The 21,046-nt window shown below is 51.0% G+C and carries 26 protein-coding genes; 19 read left to right on the top strand and 7 right to left on the bottom strand.

Going from position 1 to position 21,046, the window contains the following annotated elements; translation table 11 throughout:
* Positions 1-97: 97 nt before the first annotated feature.
* Positions 98-1,132 (bottom strand): L-rhamnose/proton symporter RhaT, encoded by a 1,035-nt coding sequence (gene rhaT / locus HV350_RS23995; protein WP_016157897.1) that lies wholly within the window; start codon positions 1,130-1,132, stop codon positions 98-100.
* A 202-nt stretch (positions 1,133-1,334) separates the two neighbouring features.
* On the bottom strand, positions 1,335-2,756 hold the full coding sequence (locus tag HV350_RS23990; RefSeq protein ID WP_181629472.1) for an L-fucose/L-arabinose isomerase family protein: 1,422 nt from the start codon (positions 2,754-2,756) through the stop codon (positions 1,335-1,337).
* Positions 2,757-3,011: 255 nt separating this feature from the next.
* Here HV350_RS23990 and sodA point away from each other — a divergent pair, with 255 nt between their 5' ends.
* Positions 3,012-3,632 (top strand): superoxide dismutase [Mn], encoded by a 621-nt coding sequence (gene sodA, locus HV350_RS23985; protein WP_016155203.1) that lies wholly within the window; start codon positions 3,012-3,014, stop codon positions 3,630-3,632.
* Between the two features lie 234 nt (positions 3,633-3,866).
* Positions 3,867-4,850 (top strand): 2-keto-3-deoxygluconate transporter, encoded by a 984-nt coding sequence (gene kdgT / locus HV350_RS23980; protein WP_016155204.1) that lies wholly within the window; start codon positions 3,867-3,869, stop codon positions 4,848-4,850.
* A 41-nt stretch (positions 4,851-4,891) separates the two neighbouring features.
* Here kdgT and HV350_RS23975 read toward each other — a convergent pair whose 3' ends face one another.
* Entirely contained in the window at positions 4,892-5,788 is an 897-nt protein-coding gene (locus HV350_RS23975) for a dihydrodipicolinate synthase family protein (RefSeq protein ID WP_181629470.1), read from the bottom strand.
* Between the two features lie 152 nt (positions 5,789-5,940).
* On the opposite strand from HV350_RS23975, the gene yiiM reads away from it, so the two are divergent.
* From yiiM to HV350_RS23955, 4 genes are all read left to right on the top strand, one after another.
* Positions 5,941-6,615, top strand: coding sequence for a 6-hydroxyaminopurine reductase (gene yiiM, locus HV350_RS23970; protein WP_181629468.1), 675 nt, complete (start codon positions 5,941-5,943; stop codon positions 6,613-6,615).
* Between the two features lie 228 nt (positions 6,616-6,843).
* Complete coding sequence (locus HV350_RS23965) at positions 6,844-7,548, top strand: GntR family transcriptional regulator (protein WP_019077919.1); 705 nt, start codon at positions 6,844-6,846, stop codon at positions 7,546-7,548.
* An 8-nt stretch (positions 7,549-7,556) separates the two neighbouring features.
* Complete coding sequence (locus HV350_RS23960) at positions 7,557-8,513, top strand: TIM barrel protein (protein ID WP_053388909.1); 957 nt, start codon at positions 7,557-7,559, stop codon at positions 8,511-8,513.
* A 118-nt stretch (positions 8,514-8,631) separates the two neighbouring features.
* A complete protein-coding gene (locus HV350_RS23955) occupies positions 8,632-9,882 on the top strand; it encodes an MFS transporter (protein WP_029139693.1) in 1,251 nt (416 codons plus the stop codon).
* A 40-nt stretch (positions 9,883-9,922) separates the two neighbouring features.
* Here HV350_RS23955 and cpxA read toward each other — a convergent pair whose 3' ends face one another.
* Entirely contained in the window at positions 9,923-11,296 is a 1,374-nt protein-coding gene (gene cpxA, locus HV350_RS23950) for an envelope stress sensor histidine kinase CpxA (protein WP_016155210.1), read from the bottom strand.
* Entirely contained in the window at positions 11,293-11,991 is a 699-nt protein-coding gene (cpxR, locus tag HV350_RS23945; protein WP_006686193.1) for an envelope stress response regulator transcription factor CpxR, read from the bottom strand. Before cpxR ends, cpxA begins: the two co-directional genes overlap by 4 nt.
* A 150-nt stretch (positions 11,992-12,141) precedes the next feature.
* On the opposite strand from cpxR, the gene cpxP reads away from it, so the two are divergent.
* On the top strand, positions 12,142-12,642 hold the full coding sequence (gene cpxP / locus HV350_RS23940; protein ID WP_016155211.1) for a cell-envelope stress modulator CpxP: 501 nt from the start codon (positions 12,142-12,144) through the stop codon (positions 12,640-12,642).
* Positions 12,643-12,809: 167 nt separating this feature from the next.
* Here cpxP and HV350_RS23935 read toward each other — a convergent pair whose 3' ends face one another.
* The gene (locus HV350_RS23935) at positions 12,810-13,790 is read right to left on the bottom strand and encodes a tyrosine-type recombinase/integrase (RefSeq protein WP_016155212.1); all 981 of its coding nucleotides are present in this window, start codon (positions 13,788-13,790) and stop codon (positions 12,810-12,812) included.
* A gap of 69 nt (positions 13,791-13,859) precedes the next feature.
* Positions 13,860-14,165: a helix-turn-helix transcriptional regulator gene (locus tag HV350_RS23930; RefSeq protein ID WP_016155213.1), complete on the bottom strand. Its 306-nt coding sequence runs from the start codon at positions 14,163-14,165 to the stop codon at positions 13,860-13,862.
* 110 nt (positions 14,166-14,275) lie between these two features.
* Here HV350_RS23930 and HV350_RS23925 point away from each other — a divergent pair, with 110 nt between their 5' ends.
* The 12 genes from HV350_RS23925 (at position 14,276) to HV350_RS26760 (ending at position 20,865) form a co-directional block, all read left to right on the top strand.
* The gene (locus HV350_RS23925; RefSeq protein WP_016155214.1) at positions 14,276-14,557 is read left to right on the top strand and encodes a Cox family DNA-binding protein; all 282 of its coding nucleotides are present in this window, start codon (positions 14,276-14,278) and stop codon (positions 14,555-14,557) included.
* Between the two features lie 12 nt (positions 14,558-14,569).
* Positions 14,570-14,767 carry a DUF4761 family protein gene (locus HV350_RS23920; RefSeq protein WP_181629466.1) on the top strand — a complete coding sequence of 66 codons (198 nt, stop codon included), beginning with the start codon at positions 14,570-14,572 and terminating at the stop codon, positions 14,765-14,767.
* On the top strand, positions 14,767-14,997 hold the full coding sequence (locus HV350_RS23915; RefSeq protein WP_181629464.1) for a phage filamentation protein Fil family protein: 231 nt from the start codon (positions 14,767-14,769) through the stop codon (positions 14,995-14,997). The genes HV350_RS23920 and HV350_RS23915 overlap by 1 nt, the downstream gene beginning before the upstream one ends.
* A gap of 86 nt (positions 14,998-15,083) precedes the next feature.
* Positions 15,084-15,515, top strand: a complete 432-nt coding sequence (locus tag HV350_RS23910; protein WP_181629462.1) for a TerB family tellurite resistance protein — start codon at positions 15,084-15,086, stop codon at positions 15,513-15,515.
* Positions 15,515-15,697, top strand: coding sequence for a DUF3927 family protein (locus tag HV350_RS23905; protein ID WP_001514712.1), 183 nt, complete (start codon positions 15,515-15,517; stop codon positions 15,695-15,697). The genes HV350_RS23910 and HV350_RS23905 overlap by 1 nt, the downstream gene beginning before the upstream one ends.
* Before the next feature lie 85 nt (positions 15,698-15,782).
* Positions 15,783-16,175, top strand: a complete 393-nt coding sequence (locus HV350_RS23900) for a hypothetical protein (RefSeq protein WP_181629461.1) — start codon at positions 15,783-15,785, stop codon at positions 16,173-16,175.
* A 69-nt stretch (positions 16,176-16,244) separates the two neighbouring features.
* The gene (locus HV350_RS23895; protein WP_181629459.1) at positions 16,245-17,186 is read left to right on the top strand and encodes a Dam family site-specific DNA-(adenine-N6)-methyltransferase; all 942 of its coding nucleotides are present in this window, start codon (positions 16,245-16,247) and stop codon (positions 17,184-17,186) included.
* A complete protein-coding gene (locus HV350_RS23890) occupies positions 17,186-17,422 on the top strand; it encodes a hypothetical protein (RefSeq protein ID WP_181629457.1) in 237 nt (78 codons plus the stop codon). Before HV350_RS23895 ends, HV350_RS23890 begins: the two co-directional genes overlap by 1 nt.
* Positions 17,423-17,424: 2 nt before the next feature.
* Entirely contained in the window at positions 17,425-17,634 is a 210-nt protein-coding gene (locus HV350_RS23885) for a hypothetical protein (RefSeq protein ID WP_148735438.1), read from the top strand.
* Complete coding sequence (locus tag HV350_RS23880; protein WP_181629455.1) at positions 17,634-17,942, top strand: DUF4406 domain-containing protein; 309 nt, start codon at positions 17,634-17,636, stop codon at positions 17,940-17,942. Before HV350_RS23885 ends, HV350_RS23880 begins: the two co-directional genes overlap by 1 nt.
* Complete coding sequence (locus HV350_RS23875) at positions 17,939-20,437, top strand: replication endonuclease (RefSeq protein ID WP_249418024.1); 2,499 nt, start codon at positions 17,939-17,941, stop codon at positions 20,435-20,437. Before HV350_RS23880 ends, HV350_RS23875 begins: the two co-directional genes overlap by 4 nt.
* Positions 20,434-20,865, top strand: a complete 432-nt coding sequence (locus HV350_RS26760) for a hypothetical protein (RefSeq protein ID WP_249418023.1) — start codon at positions 20,434-20,436, stop codon at positions 20,863-20,865. The genes HV350_RS23875 and HV350_RS26760 overlap by 4 nt, the downstream gene beginning before the upstream one ends.
* Positions 20,866-21,046 lie beyond the last annotated feature (181 nt).

The raw sequence follows: 21,046 nt of genomic DNA, 5'->3' as shown, positions 1-21,046 counted from the left end.
TAAGGTAGTACAACGGAAACTGATTTTCGGTGGTATTTAACCGTAAAGTTGGGATGACGCCAGCGCAGTGGCGTCATCGTCGTCGGGGGTTGTGTCGTTAGCTGGCCATTCCCAGACCAACAATGTTTGCCGCGACAATGATCACTACGCAGCCAAGACTTAGCACGCTGACCGGACGTCTCCCTGCATTGCTCCACTCTTTCATGATCAGGCCCACGATACCGCCGCACAGGACGTAGAAGCTCATGTGCAGCATCCAGCTCATGTAGTCATACTGTGCTGGAATTTTGGCATGGCCCCAGGCGTAAAAGAAGAACTGGAGATACCACATCAGGCCAGCAAGCGCAGAAAACAGGATATTGCTGATAATCAGCGGTTTTGCTAAAGAGAAATCGGCCTTTACTGACAGGTTTTTCATTTTTGCCAGACGAATGAAGCAGTATCCCAGATTGATCACCGCACCACCGCCCATGATGACTACGTAGCTTGGCAGGGCGACATACAGCGGATCGATACCGAGTGTTGCAGCGGCTTCGTGCATTGGTTTAGCCGCATCCATGGCAAAGGACATCCCCGCGGAGAAAAAGCCGCACATTACCGCCAGTATCAGACCTTTTTTCAGATTGAACTCTTCGGCCTTGATGCCCATCTTGCGCTCTTTTAACTGTCCGGCGCGGGTGACAATCGCCACTCCGATCAGGGCGACCAGCACTCCGAGCAGGGTCATACGTCCGCCTGGTGTGCCAATGAGCACGTCAAATTTACCGGCAATGATTGGCGTCATTAAGGTACCAACAATTAGCGTAATGCCGATAGCGATCCCGATCCCCATCGACATACCGAGATAGCGCATAGTCAGGCCATAGTTGATATTACCAATCCCCCACATGGCACCGAATAAAAATACCGGCAGCAGGGTGGACGCACTGAATGAACTGTAATAGGCCCAGAAGTCCGGCAGAAGGATCGCGCTGACGAGCCAGGGAAGGATTAGCCATGAAACAAAACCACCTATAGACCACATGGTTTCCCAGGACCAGTGTTGTACCTTTTTAAAAGGGGCATAGAAACAAGCGGCACTAGCGGCACCGATTAGATGCCATATTATCCCCATCGTAATTGCGTTACCCATTCTGTTTCCTTTTGAATTATCGATTTGGCAGGATGAAAATCACCCGTTTTGATGTTCAAAAGTCTAAAGAGTGAGCAATAGATTAACCTTCAGCATGCTGCCGTGTGATCAGTAATGCTGGCAAAATTCAGGGGATGAAAGGGATATTGATCACAAATGCGGCCCCGCCCCTCTTTTTTGAGAAGGGCGGAAATATAGAGGATTAGCAAATTCTTACTGCCTGAATACCCAGTAGCCAGGCGAGTTTTTCCAGTGCCTCGCCATGGTGTCCCAGGCCAATGCTGCAATGATGAGCTGGGCCGCCCATACACCATTGCGTGGTGAACTCGCGAGCTGATAACGGGAAGCGATAGCGGCTATTGGTGTTGCCTATATCCAGGACTTCACCTGGTACAGCTTCACCTTCGGCATACTGTAAACGCACCCCGTTTTCGGCATCTTCAATTACCGAAAGAAAGGTCACCGGACCTGATTTTACGGTCATCTGGATAGATACACCTTTACCGGGTTTACCATGATAAACCGGCAGCGGCACCAGACTCACCGGACCATCCGCCATCAGCGGGTGTGCCGGACCGTCATGTCCCCACAAAACAGCATCATCATTAAATTCAATGCCATATGGTTCTGAGAATGAACCGCCAGCCCCCAGAAGTTGCTGAATTTTCATCGCCAGCACATTTTTGATTTCATATTCTCCCGCTACGGGAATACCACGGTGGGTAAGCAGCGTGTTGCCGAGAATGATTGAGGTGATGATGTTCTCGTAAGCGTTGCCGTTACGGCCTTCATAGTAATAGGCTAGTGCACCGAGTTTATTCTGGGCAATTAGTTTATCCATGGCGCAGGCAGTGGTGAGTGCGCGGTTGAGCTCTGCAGGTTCGCATGCCGCATCCAACTGAAGTACACGGTGCATTTCCTGTCGTTTGGCGTTGAGGTCTGCCTCGCTGACCTGCTCGCGATATTCCGCCAACTCACACATTTCCAATGGCTTAAAGCGTACGCCCATTTTGGCGGACAAGTTCGTCATATTGCTGTAAACGTCTACCATGCCGTCATAATAGTGCCCGAGGACGCCGACCTGACAATTTGCCAGCATTTGACGAGCGTTAAGTGCCTGTAGCCACTGCGCCGTTTGTTGCCAGACATACTCATCGCCCTGTAATGCGCCAACAATCAACTGAAAGCGGATATTCGCACGGTTAAACACGTTTGCCAGTTCGGGGGCGCTGCAGGCCTGACAGTGCGCCAGCCACTCTCCAGTACGACCTCCCCGATCGGGAATTTGACGGATTGTTGAATAAGGCAGCCCTGGCTCTGGCTGTAGGGCCAGAATAATGACCGGTTTATTGATACTCTGCACAAGCGGTAGCACCGTTGAGCTGAGCGCGTAGGTGCTGATGTAAAGACAGACAGCATCGACCGGCTGTTTCTGCAACCGTCTGATAAGGGCATCGGCTTTATCGACGTTATCAATCAGGCCGCCATTAATCACGCTGGCTTGTTGCGCCGTCAGGCGCTCATCAATTGATTGCAGATAGCCCTGAAGACGTGACTCCAGGCCTGTAAACTGGGGCCAGTATGTGTCGAGGCCGATACCAAAAAGGGCGATGTTGACAGACATAGCAATATTTCCTTGTGAGATAATTTTCAGACTATGTCGTGCTTTATCTCCCATGTCCTTCATGTCGCTGCCTATTTTCTACTCAGATTGGCAAGATCAGCCTGATTTTCCCAGTGATGCTCACACTTTTACCTCATAATAGCCATGTAAAAAGTACGGCATTGATAATCATTTTCAATATCATTTAATTAACTATAATGACCCAACTGCTTACGCGGCGTTAACACTGGCCGCCCGACAATACTGGAGATGATTATGAGTTATACACTGCCATCCCTGCCGTACGCTTATGATGCCCTTGAACCGCACTTCGATAAGCAGACGATGGAAATCCACCATACCAAACACCACCAGGCTTACGTAAACAACGCTAACGCTGCGCTGGAAAGCTTGCCTGAATTCGCGAGCCTGCCTGTTGAAGAGCTGATCACCAAACTGGATCAACTGCCAGCAGACAAGAAAACCGTACTGCGTAACAACGCGGGCGGCCACGCTAACCACAGCCTGTTCTGGAAAGGTCTGAAAACCGGTACTACGCTGCAGGGCGACCTGAAAGCGGCTATCGAACGTGACTTCGGCTCCGTGGACAACTTCAAAGCTGAATTTGAAAAAGCTGCGGCAACCCGTTTTGGTTCCGGCTGGGCGTGGCTGGTTCTGAAAGGTGACAAACTGGCTGTTGTTTCCACTGCTAACCAGGATTCCCCGCTGATGGGTGAAGCTATCTCTGGCGCTTCCGGCTTCCCGATCGTGGGCCTGGACGTTTGGGAACACGCTTACTACCTGAAATTCCAGAACCGCCGCCCGGACTACATCAAAGAGTTCTGGAACGTGGTGAACTGGGACGAAGCTGCCGCGCGTTTCGCAGCGAAAAAATAAGTTCTACGCTTTAGTAAGCCCCTGCAAGCGATGCTTGTAGGGGTTTTTTTGTGATCAAAATCAATATAAAACAATGATCCACTTAAATTGAAACAAGGTTTTATTATGCGAGTGGGATCACTTTTATAGTCTCTATGAATGTCTATCTTCGTTTCATCAAGACGGGCGCATCTCATAAGCAAGATGCAATCGCCCATAAAAATTGCCCCATTTTTATGTCTACAGGTGATGGAAATGCAGATCAAACGAACGATAGAGAAAATCCCAGGCGGCATGATGCTGGTGCCGCTTTTTTTGGGCGCGTTGTGTCACACCTTTTCCCCCGGCGCCGGGAAATACTTCGGCTCCTTTACCAACGGTATGATCACCGGTACGGTGCCTATTCTGGCGGTCTGGTTCTTTTGTATGGGGGCGTCGATCAAGCTAAGCGCCACCGGTACCGTGCTACGTAAATCAGGCACGCTGGTCATAACCAAGATCCTGGTAGCGTGGGTGGTCGCGGCGATTGCTTCACGTATTCTGCCGGAACATGGTGTAGAAGTTGGTTTCTTCGCCGGGTTGTCTACGCTGGCGCTGGTGGCCGCCATGGATATGACCAACGGCGGGCTGTATGCCTCGATTATGCAGCAGTACGGCACCAAAGAAGAGGCCGGGGCGTTTGTCCTGATGTCGCTGGAGTCTGGCCCGCTGATGACTATGGTGATTCTGGGAACCGCCGGGATCGCTTCGTTTGAACCACACGTGTTTGTGGGGGCCGTATTACCGTTCCTGATTGGCTTTGCGCTGGGGAATCTGGACCCTGAGCTGCGGGAGTTCTTCAGCAAAGCGGTGCAGACATTGATTCCTTTCTTTGCCTTCGCACTTGGTAACACCATTGATTTGAGCGTGATTGCGCAGACCGGTGTACTGGGTATTTTGCTGGGCGTGGCGGTAATTATTATTACCGGTATTCCATTGATTATCGCCGATAAACTGATTGGCGGCGGCGATGGCACAGCGGGGATTGCGGCCTCCAGCTCAGCTGGTGCGGCGGTCGCTACGCCAGTGCTGATTGCTGAAATGGTTCCGGCATTTAAACCGATGGCGCCGGCAGCAACTTCCCTTGTCGCCACGTCGGTGATTGTGACCTCCATTCTGGTGCCGATTATCACTTCCATCTGGTCGAAAAGAGTTAAAGCCAGGGCGGCGGAAATTGATATTCGTAGCGCCGTGAAGTAAGTCTCTTTTGCCGGATGGTCTGTTCCATCCGGCTTAACGATTTACGCTTTGACGACAAATACCTCATCGATGGTCCGACACTCACCCTCGTTCAACTCTCCGCCGGCATTTCGTGACACGCCGGTGCAATAGCCAAACTTACGCGATACTACGGTTTTGATGGTGGTGACGAAATCTTCGCCGATGGCGTAGATGGACATGTAGGTGCCAATCTGGTCCTGAATGTCGCGAAGTGCTGCCAGGTCGCCCTGTTTAAATGCTTCCCGTGCGCTGACAAACAGTTCAGGCATGACGTTGTTTAATCCTGAAACCACCCCCGCGCCGCCTGCCAGCAGGTTAGGAATGTAGTATTCGTCATAGCCGGACAACACGGCAAAATCCTCCCGTACGGCGCGGGTGGTCTGGATCATACTGCGAGTATGGGACTGGCAGTCGACGGTATCTTTAATGCCTGCGAAGTTGGGGAACTCGGCGGCGAGGGTGGCAACCAGTTCAGGCGTTAAATCGCAGCCAGTGCGCGCCGGAAAGTTATAGGCAAACCATTTACCGCTGAGCTTCTGCCCCAACTGACGGAAGTAGCTCAGCAGCTGTTTTGCCGTTTGCCCATAGTAGTAAGGCGGCAGGATCATCACGGCGTCGTAATCGGCGCGATACGCTTCCTGCGCCATCAACAGCACATCATTCTGGCAGGTGGATGAGACGTTGGCGACCATCTTCAGCGAGCTCATAGCGCGGGCCTCGCGGATCAGTAGCAGCTTTTCTTCGAGCGTAAAGGAGGCAAATTCCCCGATGCTACCCATCAGCAAAATCACGTCGATTTTGGCCTCGGTAAGGCGTTTGAGATGCTGGCTTAGACCGTTAAGATCGATCTTGCCGTCATTATCCATTGGCGTAATGGAAGGACACCAGACGCCAGCAAATTGCGATTGACCAGTCACGTTGTTGACTCCTTATTTGAAATGATGTTTCAAAACCAGATTACATTGATAGCATGTGTCCCTAAGTTTCATGTGAACCGTGCTCTCATTTTGAGCGACTGGGGTAAAATAAATGTGGTGTAATGGGGGAAATTTATCGGGAGAGGGAACAGATGCGATATCCGGTCGATGTTTTTACAGGCAAGGTTCGGGACTACACGGGAAGCCGTCCCAGCGCGATTGCTAAGGTCCAGGTTGACGGCGAGCTGATGCTGACCGAACTGGGGCTGACGGGTGATGAACAGGCGGAAACGAAAATTCACGGTGGGCCGGATCGCGCGCTGTGCCACTATCCGCGTGAACACTATCAGCACTGGAGACAAGAGTTTCCGGAGCAGGCAGAGCGCTTTGTCGCGCCCGCGTTTGGCGAGAATCTCTCTACTCAGGGGCTAACGGAAGAGAATGTATTTATTGGCGACATTTTCCAGTGGGGAGATGCGCTGATTCAGGTCACGCAGCCGCGCTCGCCGTGCTTTAAGCTGAATTTCCATTTTGGCATCAGCGATATGGCTAGCCAGATGCAGGATGCAGGCAAGACGGGCTGGTTGTGCAGCGTCATCGCTCCAGGCCAGGTATCGGCGGACGCGCCGTTGCTCCTGGCTTCACGCGTCAGCGACGTCAGCGTGCGGGAGGCGATTGCCATTGCCTGGCATATGCCGTTTGATGACTCACAATATCACCGTTTACTCTCGGCTGCCGGGTTATCGAAAAGCTGGACCAGAACGATGCAAAAGCGTCGTTTAAGCGGCAAGATCGAAGACAATTCCTGCCGTTTGTGGGGAAAATAAAGCCATTCTGGCCATGCAATTAAATCAGGTGGTAACACCTGATTTGCCTCTCTCGTGGTTCTTATCTCTGCATACTAAGGCGGGTTAAAAAACCTGCCTGTCACGCCATGTTTTCAGTTCATTCTTGATACCTGGCCCACAAAAAGAAACTCTGCGTTGAAAAAAAACTTGAGTATTTCCTGCACTCAAATATCTTAGCTTTAAATTGGTTTAAACCAGATGAGTAAGATGAAAAAGAAAAACAATGTTGATGTGCTTAGAGAGCGCTTTGAAAGCTGGTTAAACGAGAATAATTTGCCAGCGGGCTCTAAATTGCCTTCGGAGAGAGAGTTATGTGAGTTGCTGGATGCGAAGCGCATGACCTTACGTCAGGTTCTGATTGAGCTTGAGATCGATGCGCGTATCTTCCGAAAGAACCGCAGTGGTTGGTTTATTTCATCGAAGCGATTTATTTATAATCCCAAATCACTTTCCAGCTTTAATGCTGAAGCCTGTGCTCAGGGGCGCAAGCCTTTTTGGGGTTATTTAACCAAAGAAACGATTGCGACGGTTCCGCACCATGTTGATGATGTTTTTCTCTCCTCCGGTGATCGCTATTTAGTTACCGGTTGGTGTGGTCTTGATTCACATAAAGTGTTTTACCATGAGTCTTATATTGATGCTGATGTTGCGCCAGGATTCATTAACAAATTGGGCAATCAGTCTTTTGCCAGCGTCTGGGAAGATGCGTTTGGTCATGCTTTAAATATCAAAGAAATGATTTTTAAACCGGTCAATATGCCAGAAGTGGCCTGCAAAGAGTTGGGCGTTGCGCCTAATACTTATGGAATTTTAGTAGAAAAACATCGGGCTACCCGAGATAAAAAAGTGGTTCAGGTTGATTTTGAATACTGGCGACTTGAATCTGTGGAACTTGTTATTCGTGATGAATGAGAAAAATAATGGGAAAATGCAACCAAGAACTTCTCGCTGAACGTGCGAGAAATATACCACTGTACCTACATGCTTATGCCTTTCATCTGAATATGCGCTATGAGAGAGTCCTTCCGGGCGATCTTCTGGATATTGCGCATCAGCAACAATTAAAGGGAGTGAAAATACATGTTGAGGATGGTGAGTCCCAATCGCTGCAGAAACTAAACGATCGGCAGTTGCACGATTTTAAAGAAAAGGCCAAAAAATATAACCTCGATGTACATATTGAAACGAGCGCATCGGACAAGGCGACATTGACGGATGCGATCCGTATTGCTGTGACAACTGGCGCAACTTCAGTACGTTTCTACCCGCGCTATGAAGGACATCTCAACGATGTCATGGCAAAGATTGCCAATGATATTGCGTGGTTGTCTCAGTATGACGATTGCGGACTAAGCTTTACTATCGAACAGCATGAAGATCTGCAAGGCCATGAACTGGTGACGCTGGTTAATAATAGTGGAATGAAGAATCTCTCTATTCTGTTTGATTTTGGCAACATGATTAACGCCAATGAGCAGCCGCTTTCTGCGTTAGAAGTCATGTCCCCTCTAATCACTCAGGTGCATATCAAAGACGCAAAAATTATTAAAGAAGGTAAAGGCTGGGGGCATGAGGCTTGTCGTTCAGGATACGGTGACTTACCAATGGAAGAGATGCTTAAGGCATTATTACTTTTAGGTGAGGATAAACCGCAAGTAAATGCTTTTGGTCTGGAAGAGGAAGTTGAATATTATGCTCCGGCATTTCGTTTTGATGATGAAGGTGATAATCCCTGGATCCCATGGCGCGATGCAAGCTATACGCCGCTGCCCGACAGTAACATGATTGATGCGCGACTGGCGCAGGAAAAAGAACATGCTCTTGCTCAAATAAAGTATATCCGTGATTTATGCGACAAGTTTACAAGTAATAAATAAACTTCTTTAAATATTATTAAATGCGAAAAGGGTTATGAAAATAACTCTCTTAATTTATTAACTGCATGATTTAATTTAAATATTTCTCTCAACAAGCAATGAGGGTTTAATTATGTTCATGAACAAATGGGCAAGGCTCTGTTTTTTAATTTTAGGCGGCGGCACAATATTCAAACTTTCAAGTATGAAAGACGTTTTCTATGTGCCAATGCAAAGTGACTGGGGTTTAACTAATACGCAAATTGGTTTAAGTTTTACTGTTTATACGATTGTTCAGACAACCGGGCTTTTTCTGTCGCTCTATATCGCAGACCGTTATTCCAAGAAAATATTATTACCATTTGGTCTGATCGGCGTTGGGCTATGCGGTTTATATTTGGCGACGCTACCGTCATTTACCGGTTATCTTATTTGCTTTGCCGCAATGGCGTTCTTTGCCGATGTGGTTTATTGGCCGGTGTTATTGAAAGCTGTGCGTCTGCTAGGTACGCAAGAAGAACAAGGGCGTATGTTTGGCTTTTTAGAAGCCGGACGTGGCGTGGTGGATGTTATCGTCGCTTCTGGCGCTCTGTTTGTTTTCGTCCAGTTTGGTGAAGGTAAAGCGGGGATGCAGGCTGGACTGCTGTTTTATACGCTAATTACGCTGGCTGCGGGCGTTCTCACTTACTTTATTGTCGATGATGACAAAGTGAAAGGCGGCGAGAAAACCAGTGCCAACATGGAAGTCTTAAAGGGTATCAAACATGTGTTGTCCTGCCCTAACGTCTGGCTGGCTTCTTTAGGGATTTTCTTCGTTTACGCCGCGTACTGTGGCCTGACTTACTTCATCCCATTCTTAAAAGATATCTACATGCTGCCGGTAGCGCTCGTCGGCGCGTACGGCATCATCAACCAGTATGCATTGAAAATGGTGGGAGGGCCGATTGGTGGGCTGCTGGCGGATAAGGTTGCTAAATCACCTACGGTTTACCTGAAGTGGACGTTTCTGATCTCTGCTGCTGCTATGGTTGTTTTTATGCTGTTGCCACATCAAACGATGAATGTGTATATCGGTATGGCGGCGACGCTAGGATTTGGGGCGATTATTTTCTCACAGCGCGCCATTTTCTTTGCGCCAATGGATGAGATTGGTACCCCGCGTGAATATGCCGGTTCGGCGATGGCATTTGGCTGTATCATCGGTTATATGCCCGCCATGTTTGCGTATACGTTATACGGCTATTTACTGGATACCAATAGCGGCATCACGGGCTATAACTATGTCTTTAGCGTGATGATTGCGTTCAGCTTAATGGGCTTTATCTGTTCGACCATTCTGGTGAAGCGGATTAAAAAGCAAAAGCTAGCGGCTGCGACTGTGGCAGCATAATGTGAGAACTTCCCCGGTACGACGTTACCGGGGAAGCCTGTTAAGCGCGTTTATACAGCGGCAACCAAATTACCAGCCGTAAACCACCCAGCGGGCTGTCTTCGGCTTTCACCCAGCCACGATGCTGTTGGATTGCGGTTTCAACAATCGCCAGACCCAGACCTGTTCCGCCAGACTCGCGATCGCGCGCCTCATCGGTACGATAGAACGGACGGAAAATCTGTTCTCGGTCTTCAGGGCTAACGCCCGGGCCATCGTCGTCGACGGTGATGGTAATCCCATCGATATCCACCGCGAAGCCAACTTCAATCTGCGTGTGTGAATAACGCAGGGCGTTGCGCACAATGTTTTCCAGCGCGCTTTCCAGCGCATTTGGGTTGCCGTACAGCGGCCACGGGCCCGGCGGGAAATTCACCGTGAGTGATTTACCCATCTGCTCGGCTTCAAAGGCGGCGTTATCCAGCACTTCGCCCCACAGCTGATTGGCTTTCACCGTTTCACTGACCAGCGCGTTTTTCTGCTGATTACGTGACATCACCAGCAGGTCGTTGATCATGCTGTCCAGCCGATGTGCTTCTGTTTCAATACGCTCCAGCTCTTTGCTTTCACCGCTACGACGGCGCAGCAGCGCGGTGCCCAACTGCAGACGCGTCAACGGCGTTCTCAACTCGTGAGAGATGTCCGACAGCAGGCGTTGCTGCGAGGTCATCATTCGCTCCAGCGCCGTCACCATCTGGTTAAAGCTGGCGCCTGCCGCCAGAAATTCCTGCGGACCGGCTTCCAGTTCCGGATGCTGACGCAGGTTGCCCTGGGCCACTTCATCCGCCGCGTTTTTCAACTTACGCGCCGGTTTCGCCAGACTCCAGGCAAGCCAGAGCAATAGCGGAGAGCTGACTAACATGGTGACAATCAGCAACAACAGCGGTCGGTCGAACAACAGATTGATAAAGTCAGATTGTGAGCTGCTGGCAGGTCGAATGAGATACAGCTGGTAGTTATCTTCGCCGTCTCTGACGGAGAAAGGCCCGACCATCTCAACGCGACCGTATTTTTTCTTTTGCGGATGGTCGGCGTTATCGGCCTGACCAATAAAGTTACGAATGATCTGCATTTCGTTGCGTTCTGCGCCGATCACGCGTCCTTCCGTCGTAACAAGCAATAACCGCTGTCCTGGCGGTGCCCACTTGTCTATCGCCCGAAACAAGCGACGCCACCACATTAAATCGTTGGGTGGATCGTTCGCCAGTTCAGCTTCAACGTGTTGCTCAATCATCAACCCCTGGCGCTGCTCGCTGTCCAGTAGCTCGGTCATCTGGCGTGAATCAAGCTTGGGTAACATCAGTACCAACATCAACACCAGTGCCAGCGTCAACCAGAAGATGGCAAAGATGCGTGCGGTTAAGCTCCCTATCATGAAGCGGAGACCATCAGGTAGCCGCGACCGCGCAGGGTTTTAAACCACGGGTGTCCGTCTTTACGTTCTGGCAGCTTACGACGCAGGTTCGAGATATGCATGTCGATCGCGCGATCAAAAGGCGTCAGGCGTTTGCCCAGCACTTCCTGGCTCAGGTGTTCACGCGAAACCACCTGACCGAGATGCTGTGCCAGCAAATAGAGCAGGGTGAATTCGGTGCCGGTTAACTCCAGGGTTTGCCCGTCAAAGCTGGCTTCCTGGCGACCCGGATTAAGGCTTAACGCATCCACTTCCAGAGTCGGCGAACCGTTGTCGCTGTTCTGCTGCTGTTCGCTCCAGTGTGAGCGACGCAAAATAGCGCGGATGCGCGCGACCAGTTCACGGTCGTTAAACGGTTTGGGTAAATAGTCGTCCGCGCCCAGCTCAAGGCCAAGTACGCGATCCAATTCGCTGCCGCGAGCGGTCAGCATGATTACGGGTGTCTGGTGTGTCTGACGAAGTGCTTTCAGCGTATCAATGCCATTTTTCTTCGGCATCATGACGTCGAGCAAAAGTAAATCGATGCTGTCATCCAGAAGCTCAAGCGCCTGTTCCCCATCATAGGCAACCAGCACATCGAAACCTTCCATTTCGAGCAACTCCTTTAACAGGGAAGTCAGCTCTCGGTCATCATCAACTAACAGGATTTTATTCATTGTTTACGTACCTCCGAGGCAGAAATTACGTCATCAGGCGTCGCTAATCTATGACTTTACGTTGTTTTACACCCCCTGACGCATGTTTGCAGCCCGAATCGTAAACTGTCTCTCGTTGAATCGCGACAGAAAAGATTTTGGGAGCAAGTGATGGGCAAAGTTACCGCTGCCGTCATGGCCTCAACGCTGGCACTGAGTACTTTAAGCCATGCAGCTGAAGTCGTCACAGGCGATCACTGGCACCTGGGTGAAGGCTCCGCGCAACGCAGCGTTCAGAGCCACATGTTCGACGGTATCAGTTTAACCGAACATCAACGTCAACAGATGCGAGATTTAATGCAGCAGGCAAGACACGAACAGCCTCCTGTTAATGTTAGCGAAATGGAGACAATGCATCGCCTTGTCACCGCAGAGAAATTTGATGAACGCGCTGTGCGCGCTCAGGCAGAAAGAATGGCGCAAGAACAGGTTGCCCGCCAGGTTGAAATAGCCAAGGTTCGCAACCAGATGTATCGCCTGTTAACGCCCGAGCAGCAAGCGGTTTTAAATGAGAGACATGAACAACGAATGGAGCAACTGCGCGACGTAGCGCACTGGAAAAAAAGCTCATCGTTGAATTTATTGAGTAGTAGCAACTCACGTTCCCAGTAGTAACCCTGTTTTCCTTGCCATAGACACCATCCCTGTCTTCCCCCTCATGATGAGGGGGTTTTTTTTATCAGGTACTTAGAAAAAATCCCTTTTAAATCAAGTCACCGTGTAACCGCCAGAAGCGGCTACAACGGGTTATAGTGTTTATGGGCGTAGACAACGTGTAGTCAAATCGCCAGCCCTCCACCCAGCGGGTTTAACGTTACTGCGTGCTTGAGATAATCGGGGGCAAGGTGAGCATAAACCATCGTCTGCTGTATGCTTGCGTGCCCCAGAATCTGCTGTAACGCAATAATGTTCCCCCCGTTCATCATGAACCAGCTTGCGAACGTGTGCCGAAGCACATGCGTGGCCTGACCACGTGGTAGATCGGGCTTTACCTTTCTGAGCCGTTCGCAGAAGTTTTCATAGTCAACTTTGAACAGCGGCCCCGTGTCGCTGGTCTTGATCTCTTCCTCCAGCGCTTCCGATATCGGAACCGTTCTATTTTTCCCATTTTTGGTCTTAAGGAAGGTCACGCGCCCGTGGTTAACCTGTTCACCTCGCAGCGTGCTGCCCTCTCCCCATCGTGCGCCAGTGCTGAGACATACCAGAGCTACGCGCCGATCGTCACCGGTCAAAGTTTCCAGCAGCCTGCCGATCTCTGACTTCGTTAGATAGGTCATGGCGGGCGGTGTTTCTTTCAGCGGTTCCAGACCCTTGCAAGGGTTTTCCTTCCTGAACTCTTCCATCTTGATCAACGCGCTGAACATGCCGGAAAGCCGATAGATATCACGATTAATCGTGGCTGCGCTGATCCCGTCCTCCAGCCGTTGGCTTCGGTGCTGCGCTATCGTGCGTTTGCTTAACCGGTTAACGGCCGGATCTCCCAACGCCCTGATCGTTTTGTTCAGGTGCCGTTTCTCAATTTCGCCATTTTCCAACGTCTGCCCGTATAGCAACCACCAGGCTTCTAACAATTCGCTTAAGGTGCGGCGATCTACGCTCGCGCCAAGCCATTCTTTTTTGTCGGCGTTGACCAATACATAACGCTCAAAAAGTACAGCTTCTTGTTTCTTATCAAACCGCCTACGGATGCGTTTTCCGTTACGCCCGCGCGGGTACACGTCTACTTCGTATTGACCACCTTCGAGCTTCTTAATCGACATAGCGAAGCCCTCCAGTAGTGCGATTGTCGTTTTGCGCCGTGTGTTCTAGCGCAAAGAAAAACCAGATTTTTAACCAGCCTTCGGCCTTGATTGGCGCGATGTTGTTTTGCCTTGCCCATCAGGGGAGAGAGCCGGGGAAACCTGCCCCGCTGCTGGTGCGGTTTTATCGGTCATGAGCCATAGGGTGTATTTCTCAAATCGCGGATTTTCGAGAATCAATGCTAAGTAGTCGCCGGGTATTTGCCTCCCTATAGCTTCGTAGTTTTTCAGGTTGTTAGCTGAAATGCCTGTTATCTCAGACATTTCTCTACGGGATAGTCCTTCGGCTTTTCTCATAAGCATGATTTTTTCACCGATGCTTGTTTTTTGGATCATAAGTGATCTAAACTCCTCAATGTTGGGATTACATGTAATCCATTTAAGACACCGCCTAAGGCGGCTACAGTCAGCTATAAGCGGCTGAACATCGAAGAGGATTATTACACATGAAAGACAAATACCCAGAGGGCTACATTGAATTGCGCCACCCTGTGGACGCGGTGCCAACTCCGAAATTTGCCGAAATGATCGGTAAATCAGCCAGCGCAGTGGGTGATATGGTGCGAGATGGTAAGTTGCCAGTGGTTCCGATGAAGAACCCGGAAGCCCTGAATGGTCGATCTGAAAATTGGATCTTCATCCCAGAATTTAACCGCGCCATGCGTGAAGCATTTTTCAACCGCCCAAAAGAGCAACGTGATGCCTGGCTGCTGTGGATTGGTCTGTAAGGAGTCGATGAGATGACGGGCAAGTTAATACAATTAAGCCGCCATAGTTATATTTATCGTGGCTTCACCATTCATAAATGCCCGCGCAATGCCATTACTATGAAAACGGCATATAGCATTTTAAATAATGGTAATTATTTTGGGCGAGACTTTGCATTAGCGGAAGCAATGAAAACCGTTGATGCTATTCGTGACGGGGTATCACACTAATGAACGCAGACCAAGGGCCATCACTCGCTAGCCTGTTAAGGCACGGTTGCCAAGTTAAGCACTACCGCAATACACGCGGTTGGATTGAATGCCCGGATGGGCGTTTCTTTAAACCGGAACCGAATAAGGTGCGCTTTATTAAAGGTATGAGTAAGCCTTTTGTTTATACGAAAAAGATAAACAAAGGCTTATTTGGTGTATTAGCAAGGTTATTTAGAAAACTGCTTTAGTAATTAAGTAATAGATAAAACTTTTTCTACCTGTCGTCACTTTATTAAGTGATGGCGCATTCACTCACCCAAAAAAGGGGTTAATTATGTTTGGCATGTTCAAGAAAAAAACCGCTGCTGTAAAAGTTGAATTAAAGAAAGTTGAAAATCGCGATTTGATGGAGGCCATTGTTGGTGGCTGTCTGCTGGTTGCTGCTGCTTATGGTGAAATTGAGAAAGAGGAAACCGCAAAGCTCGATCAGCTGCTGCGCTCCAATCCCCGCCTGAGCCATTACGGCAACGAAATCACCGCACTGATCACCCGTTTCACTGAACAGCTTGAGGCAGGTTTTCGCGTTGGTCGCATGAACATCCTGCGTGAAATCGAAGATATCAAAAACGACCCGAAAGAAGCGGAGGAAGTCTTCGTCAACATGCTGACCATTGCCGAATCTGACGGCGAGATCGAGCCGGAAGAACAAAAGGTACTGGAAGAGGTTGGGCGTCGTCTGGGCCTGCGCGTTGAGGATTACATCTGATGAGCCAGATGCTGAGCATGTTGCGGCCCGCGCTGGTTCTGCTGCTGGCTTTCATGGTGGTAGCGGTGGACTTCACCAGTTATCTGCTCTCAGCAGTAGGCGATCTGTTCTTCGTGGGGGCGCTCGTTGTTCTGGTATGGCCTGCAATTAAGCCAGCCAAAGAGCAGCAGGGCGACGAGTAAGAGAGGCACCGGGAAACCGGTGCTTATCCGGGGCGTTACTTCCGAGTGGCGCGCCTGATAAGCGGCAGTGATGGGGGATAGGGTTATGAGTATCGGGCAAGAAAAACCAGTATCCGGGCGTCAGATGTTCCTTGAACAGCGCGCCCGTTTGCAGTCGAGCATTTCAGTTTCCCGCACCAATGACACGGCGAGCCGTTTCAACCGCCTGGGCGAGACTCAGAAAAAGGCGATCATCCTGCTGGCAAACGAAGCCGCCCAGCGGTTTAAAGACCTGCCGTCGCTGACTCACTCCCATCTCACTATGCCTTTCGAACAGTTCAGCTCTCAGGACAAAGTGAGCTTGATGTTGGGCATTAAGCGCCTTGCCGAGCTGGCTGCGGCGTTGCCGTGGGAGTTTCCCGATCATGCTGCGCCCCGCCTTGAAATGCTGGCGTTACGCGAATCACCACCACCCGCGCCTGATGGCGCAGTCAATTAACCACTGAATGATTAACCAGTAGTCAGGCGCATCACCGCGCCGGGCTTCCTGCACCCAGGAGAAAGCAAGATGATTCGATCACTACTCAAATGGCCCGGTGGCAAAAGCCGCGTGATGCCTGAATTACTGCCGCATTTACCAAAGGCTGGTTGCCTCGTTGAGCCTTTTGTTGGCGGCGCTTCCGTGTTCCTCAATACCGATTATCGCCGCTATATCCTTGCGGATATCAACCCGGATCTGATCCGCCTTTATCGTGAGGTAAAAAGCAATCCTGAGTTGGTGATTGATCTTGCCCGCCCGCTCTTTGCTACCGGCAATTCCAAAGAGGAATATTTACAGAACCGCCGCATTTTCAACGGTACAAAAGGCTTGCTTGATGTAGCCCGCGCGGCTCTGTTTCTCTACCTCAACCGCCACGGCTACAACGGCGTGGTGCGTTACAACCAGAGCGGCGGTTATAACGTGCCGTTTGGTCAGCACAAAACCGCGCCTTACTTCCCCGAAGCGGAGATCCGCCAGTTTGCTGAGAAGGCCAACGACACCAAAGCTATTTTCCTGTGCAGCTCGTTTCAAAATACCCTCAAAGTGATGGTTGGAACGGATGAAGCCATCTACTGCGATCCGCCGTACCTGCCAGCCAGCGAAACCGCCAATTTCACCCAATACCACACCGAGCCATTCACCGAGAAGCACCACCGCCAGTTAGCGGCGGAGCTGCTGGAAGTGAACCGCAAATATGGCGCGCCGGTTGTCATTTCCAACAGTGACACCGAAACCACCCGCGAGATTTACCACCGTTTCCGCCTGCATGAAATCGACGTGCAGCGCTCTGTTAGTACTGACGCCAGCAACCGCCAGAAGGCCAAAGAGGTGATCGGCGTTCTCAAGGTATGCGAAGGGTGCGGGCGCGCGGGCGGAGGCAACTGCCCGGACTGCGGGCCGTGCTGTGGTGATGCCACTTACAACGAGATGGTTGCAGCGGGCGCTTTTGATGAGCAAGGGGGTTTCTGATGGCGAGCTTAATTGAATTTTTAGAGGCGGTTGGTCTGGAAAATGTGACCGTTCAACCACTTCACCAATGCCTTACGGGCGTAGCGATGGAGAGAAAAGGCGGTGCCAAAGTCAGCTTTTTGACCAACGAAATAACCCCTTCTGACGCATTCGGAGAGATGAAAAGAACGGCGTTCATCGTTTGGATGGACGCCGAGAAGTTCGATGCAGCACTTGAAAAAACGAAGGGCAAATGAGCATGAAACAGAATAAGAGCGCGGTTTTATCATCAATCCAAAATGTTGCTGTTTTCTTCAATTACGGCGGTGAAACAGTAGCGTTAAAAATGACAGCCGAACAAAAGAGAGTGATCGGCCTATTTGCTATTTCAGCCGTTGAAGGTACTGCGGAACTGGTGCGGGTGCCTCATTTGACATTACCAGCAGATCCAGAAATGGAGGCTCTGTAATGTCAAAGATCTATATCGCTGGCCCAATGAGCGGATTGCCTGGCTTTAATCGCCCGGCGTTTCACCGTGCTGCCGCGCACATTGCACGGCGCGGAAACGTTGCCCTTAACCCTGCGATCCTGCCGGATGGCTTAGAGCAAGCGGAGTATATGGATATCTGCCTTGCCATGCTCCGTTGCGCTGATGGCATCTTCATGCTGGACGGTTGGCAGCAATCTGCTGGGGCAAAGGCAGAGTACGCGCTTGCTGAAAAGTTGGAGCTGGATATTCAGCACCAGATGATTGATCGGTACATGGGCGCACGATGACCACCGCAGCAAGTGGGCGCGGCGCTCCAACGCCGCCCCCTCCGTATCCGGGTAGCACACCAGACGCAACCCGGTACGCTTACGAATGGCAGAAGCCGAAAGCAGCCATTTGTGTTGATAAGACTCCCGTTGTTGATCTAGTCGAGCTGGGTCAAGAACAGGAGTTTTTGGCGTGGGTGAAAGTTACCCTTGCGCCGCTACCCCGCTTTATTCGTCTGCGTCTGGCTTCCCGCATTGACAGCATTCACACCATGAAGGGCAGACACATCGCCCGTCTGGCGCTGCGCGATATCATCCGCAGGGATCTGCCACCCATCAACATGGTTAATGAGCAATACGCTATTGCGATGACCGATGAGGCTAAATCTCAGGCTGATACAGCATTCAAAGGGGTAAACCCGCTTTACCACACGTTTAACACTCTTCACGGATTGGTTGAGCGCTTTAACCGCCTGCCGGACTTCACGCCGGAAGATGTTGAGCTGCTGGCGCAGGATATTGCTATCTATATGCGGTCTGTGCTGAGCGAAGTTCACGAAACGGTAGAGACGCAGAGTGATCGCAAATATGCCGAATACCTTTACACCGAAGCGGCTATCCTCGCGCGGCTTTTCTTCCTGACGCCTCCAAGCTGGGAAAAGTATTGCCGGGGCGCGCTGTTTATTGATGAAGCTACTACCGGCATCAGCAAGATGCTGGATGATCGCTATTGGCACCGTAACCTGAAAAAGTACGCTGCGCGCTGGCGCGAGCACCTGCACATTGCCTTTGGTGACGTGAAGCGGGGCGCTGCGCCGTATTGCAGTAAGCACCATGTTGATGAGTGGGATGCCAGACGCAAACGCAGCCGCGCGATCATGGCCCGTCTTGAACTGGAAGACCAGGACACCAAAGAGCGTATTTCACTTATTGAGCAGATCGATAAGAGCATTTCTAACCCGGCATTGCGCCGCGTTGAACTCATGACCCGCATTGGTGGTTTTGAGAAAGTTGCCACCGAAAGCGGCTATGCAGGCCAGTTTTTTACTCTGACAGCACCATCCAAATACCACGCCTATACCGTATTCGGCCATCGAAATGCCAAATGGAACGGTGCCAGCCCAAGAGCAACGCAGCGCTATCTTAACCGGGTATGGCAAAAGATTCGTGCCGAGCTGGCCCGTCGTGAAATTCCGGTCTTTGGTTTGCGGGTGGCTGAGTCTCACCACGATGGTACGCCGCACTGGCACGGTCTGCTGTTCACCCTGCCGGAACATTCCGCAGAACTGCTGGAAGTGATGGAAGACTATGCCACCCGCGAGGATGCGGAAGAGTTGCAGGGTAAGCACGGCAACCAACCGCGCTTTGATATGAAGCCGATCGATCATGAAATCGGCAGCGCCACCGGCTACGTGGTGAAGTACATCAGTAAGAATATTGACGGCTACGCGCTCGACGGTGAAACCGATGACGAGAGCGGCAGGCCGCTGAAAGAAACATCAAAACATGCTACCGCCTGGGCATCGTGCTGGGGCATCCGTCAATTTCAGTTTTTGGGCGGTGCGCCGGTATCTGTCTGGCGTGAGCTGCGCCGGTTCCGCAATCAGGAACAGGCCGATAAGATAAACCCGTTATTTGCTGAGTTGCACCGTGCTGCGGATGCTGGCGACTGGCAGCAATACACCCAATTGCAGGGCGGGGCACTCGTTGCCCGCCGCGATCTGCCGTTGCGCATCTGGTACCAGCAGAAAGACGAGCCGAATGATTACGGAGAGTATCTGGATCTTATCAAAGGTCTGGTGATGCCTGCCGTTCACATCCCACCAATTGAAACCCGCCTGCATACCTACCGCATTGTGCGTAAGAAACCGGAAGTTTTAGACGACTCCGGGCAGGCCGTTGACTTTGATTTTGACCTTCGGGGCGCGTCCGCGCCCTCTAGGACTCGTGTCAATAACTGTACCGAGGTCAAAAAACGAACAGATTCACCGCCCGGATCACCGTCATTAATGACAGTGCCAGCTGAGCGGGAAGGGCCGGAACAGTTTGAGATCGGTCAGTTGACCCAGGAACAGCGAAAACAGGTACGTGAAAGTCTTCATAACCACAAACCGAAGCGGCAGAAATCGCCTGCTGATGAGTTTGAGGAGCTGGCGCGCAGCATTACCAGCGGAGACTGTTCCGAATATGACACCCAGCGGGCAGAAAGTTACCTCAAAGCCGCCCATGCGATCAGGCAGCAAGAGCAAGTTTTATCACCGGCAATTGCTGGTCTGGCTGGGCTGGTTCAGTCATGGGCGCAGGTTAAGAAAGTACAGATCAGCAAGCCGCAGGCCATGCAACTGGCACGCGGTAATGAAGTGACGGTACTCGATACCGTGTATCGCGCGCATCCGGTTACAGGTGAGTTGATTATCGCCGGTACCGATAAGCCGTGGCGTAAAACCATGGCAAACCACAAAGCCAGTGAGCTGATCAGCCGCTGGAAAAAAGCACAATCGAAAGGAGAAGCATGATGAATTGCAAATTATCAGATCAGCAAATGACGCTGGATAGCGCAATCGCGCACGCTGACCAGCTTGCGTCTCAACTGTCTGGTTCATGTTCTGAACAGCACGCACAGCTTGCCGGATGGCTGAGAGAGTTGCAGGGACGTAGGAATATTGAAGAGTTTTCAGGTAGTAGGCATGAGTCAACTTTAGCGCTTGTATCTGTTTTGGATGAGATGGAAAAGCAAGATCACCAGTGGGGTGCCGATCGCAATCAGCACCCATTTATTTGGGGGGCGATATTAGGTGAAGAGGTAGGGGAGCTTAACCAGGCTTTTCTGCATGATGAGTTTGGCGGAAGCCATGCGGGAACTGCGCGCGCGGAGGCTGTGCAAGTGGCTGCTGTTGCGCTTCAACTGATCGAATATTACGACAGGGTAAAAATCAGGAAATGACAATCGGTATGACTTGCGCAACTTGTTGCGCGGGGAATAGCGATTCTGCGGGCGCGGGCGGCAAAGAGTCCGCTAGCGCCACTAAGTGGCGCTCATTGGGTACCGCACTGTTAGATTTGGCAGTGTCGGCCATACGCATCGAGCACCGTCATTTTTAGCAGTGCTGCAGGTTGAACGCGAG

The organism is Citrobacter sp. RHBSTW-01013 (assembly GCF_013781985.1).
Classification (GTDB): domain Bacteria; phylum Pseudomonadota; class Gammaproteobacteria; order Enterobacterales; family Enterobacteriaceae; genus Citrobacter; species Citrobacter braakii.
Note: the sequence above shows the minus strand (reverse complement) of the source record. Positions and strands in the feature narration are given on the sequence as shown.

Bases quoted from the DNA above. Each gene is read 5' to 3' on its own strand.
- rhaT (WP_016157897.1), bottom strand. From the start codon at position 1,132: ATGGGTAACGCAATTACGATGGGGATAATATGGCATCTAATCGGTGCC.
- HV350_RS23990 (WP_181629472.1), bottom strand. From the start codon at position 2,756: ATGTCTGTCAACATCGCCCTTTTTGGTATCGGCCTCGACACATACTGG.
- sodA (WP_016155203.1), top strand. From the start codon at position 3,012: ATGAGTTATACACTGCCATCCCTGCCGTACGCTTATGATGCCCTTGAA.
- kdgT (WP_016155204.1), top strand. From the start codon at position 3,867: ATGCAGATCAAACGAACGATAGAGAAAATCCCAGGCGGCATGATGCTG.
- yiiM (WP_181629468.1), top strand. From the start codon at position 5,941: ATGCGATATCCGGTCGATGTTTTTACAGGCAAGGTTCGGGACTACACG.
- HV350_RS23965 (WP_019077919.1), top strand. From the start codon at position 6,844: ATGAAAAAGAAAAACAATGTTGATGTGCTTAGAGAGCGCTTTGAAAGC.
- HV350_RS23960 (WP_053388909.1), top strand. From the start codon at position 7,557: ATGGGAAAATGCAACCAAGAACTTCTCGCTGAACGTGCGAGAAATATA.
- HV350_RS23955 (WP_029139693.1), top strand. From the start codon at position 8,632: ATGAACAAATGGGCAAGGCTCTGTTTTTTAATTTTAGGCGGCGGCACA.
- cpxA (WP_016155210.1), bottom strand. From the start codon at position 11,296: ATGATAGGGAGCTTAACCGCACGCATCTTTGCCATCTTCTGGTTGACG.
- cpxR (WP_006686193.1), bottom strand. From the start codon at position 11,991: ATGAATAAAATCCTGTTAGTTGATGATGACCGAGAGCTGACTTCCCTG.
- cpxP (WP_016155211.1), top strand. From the start codon at position 12,142: ATGGGCAAAGTTACCGCTGCCGTCATGGCCTCAACGCTGGCACTGAGT.
- HV350_RS23935 (WP_016155212.1), bottom strand. From the start codon at position 13,790: ATGTCGATTAAGAAGCTCGAAGGTGGTCAATACGAAGTAGACGTGTAC.
- HV350_RS23930 (WP_016155213.1), bottom strand. From the start codon at position 14,165: ATGATCCAAAAAACAAGCATCGGTGAAAAAATCATGCTTATGAGAAAA.
- HV350_RS23925 (WP_016155214.1), top strand. From the start codon at position 14,276: ATGAAAGACAAATACCCAGAGGGCTACATTGAATTGCGCCACCCTGTG.
- HV350_RS23920 (WP_181629466.1), top strand. From the start codon at position 14,570: ATGACGGGCAAGTTAATACAATTAAGCCGCCATAGTTATATTTATCGT.
- HV350_RS23915 (WP_181629464.1), top strand. From the start codon at position 14,767: ATGAACGCAGACCAAGGGCCATCACTCGCTAGCCTGTTAAGGCACGGT.
- HV350_RS23910 (WP_181629462.1), top strand. From the start codon at position 15,084: ATGTTTGGCATGTTCAAGAAAAAAACCGCTGCTGTAAAAGTTGAATTA.
- HV350_RS23905 (WP_001514712.1), top strand. From the start codon at position 15,515: ATGAGCCAGATGCTGAGCATGTTGCGGCCCGCGCTGGTTCTGCTGCTG.
- HV350_RS23900 (WP_181629461.1), top strand. From the start codon at position 15,783: ATGAGTATCGGGCAAGAAAAACCAGTATCCGGGCGTCAGATGTTCCTT.
- HV350_RS23895 (WP_181629459.1), top strand. From the start codon at position 16,245: ATGATTCGATCACTACTCAAATGGCCCGGTGGCAAAAGCCGCGTGATG.
- HV350_RS23890 (WP_181629457.1), top strand. From the start codon at position 17,186: ATGGCGAGCTTAATTGAATTTTTAGAGGCGGTTGGTCTGGAAAATGTG.
- HV350_RS23885 (WP_148735438.1), top strand. From the start codon at position 17,425: ATGAAACAGAATAAGAGCGCGGTTTTATCATCAATCCAAAATGTTGCT.
- HV350_RS23880 (WP_181629455.1), top strand. From the start codon at position 17,634: ATGTCAAAGATCTATATCGCTGGCCCAATGAGCGGATTGCCTGGCTTT.
- HV350_RS23875 (WP_249418024.1), top strand. From the start codon at position 17,939: ATGACCACCGCAGCAAGTGGGCGCGGCGCTCCAACGCCGCCCCCTCCG.
- HV350_RS26760 (WP_249418023.1), top strand. From the start codon at position 20,434: ATGATGAATTGCAAATTATCAGATCAGCAAATGACGCTGGATAGCGCA.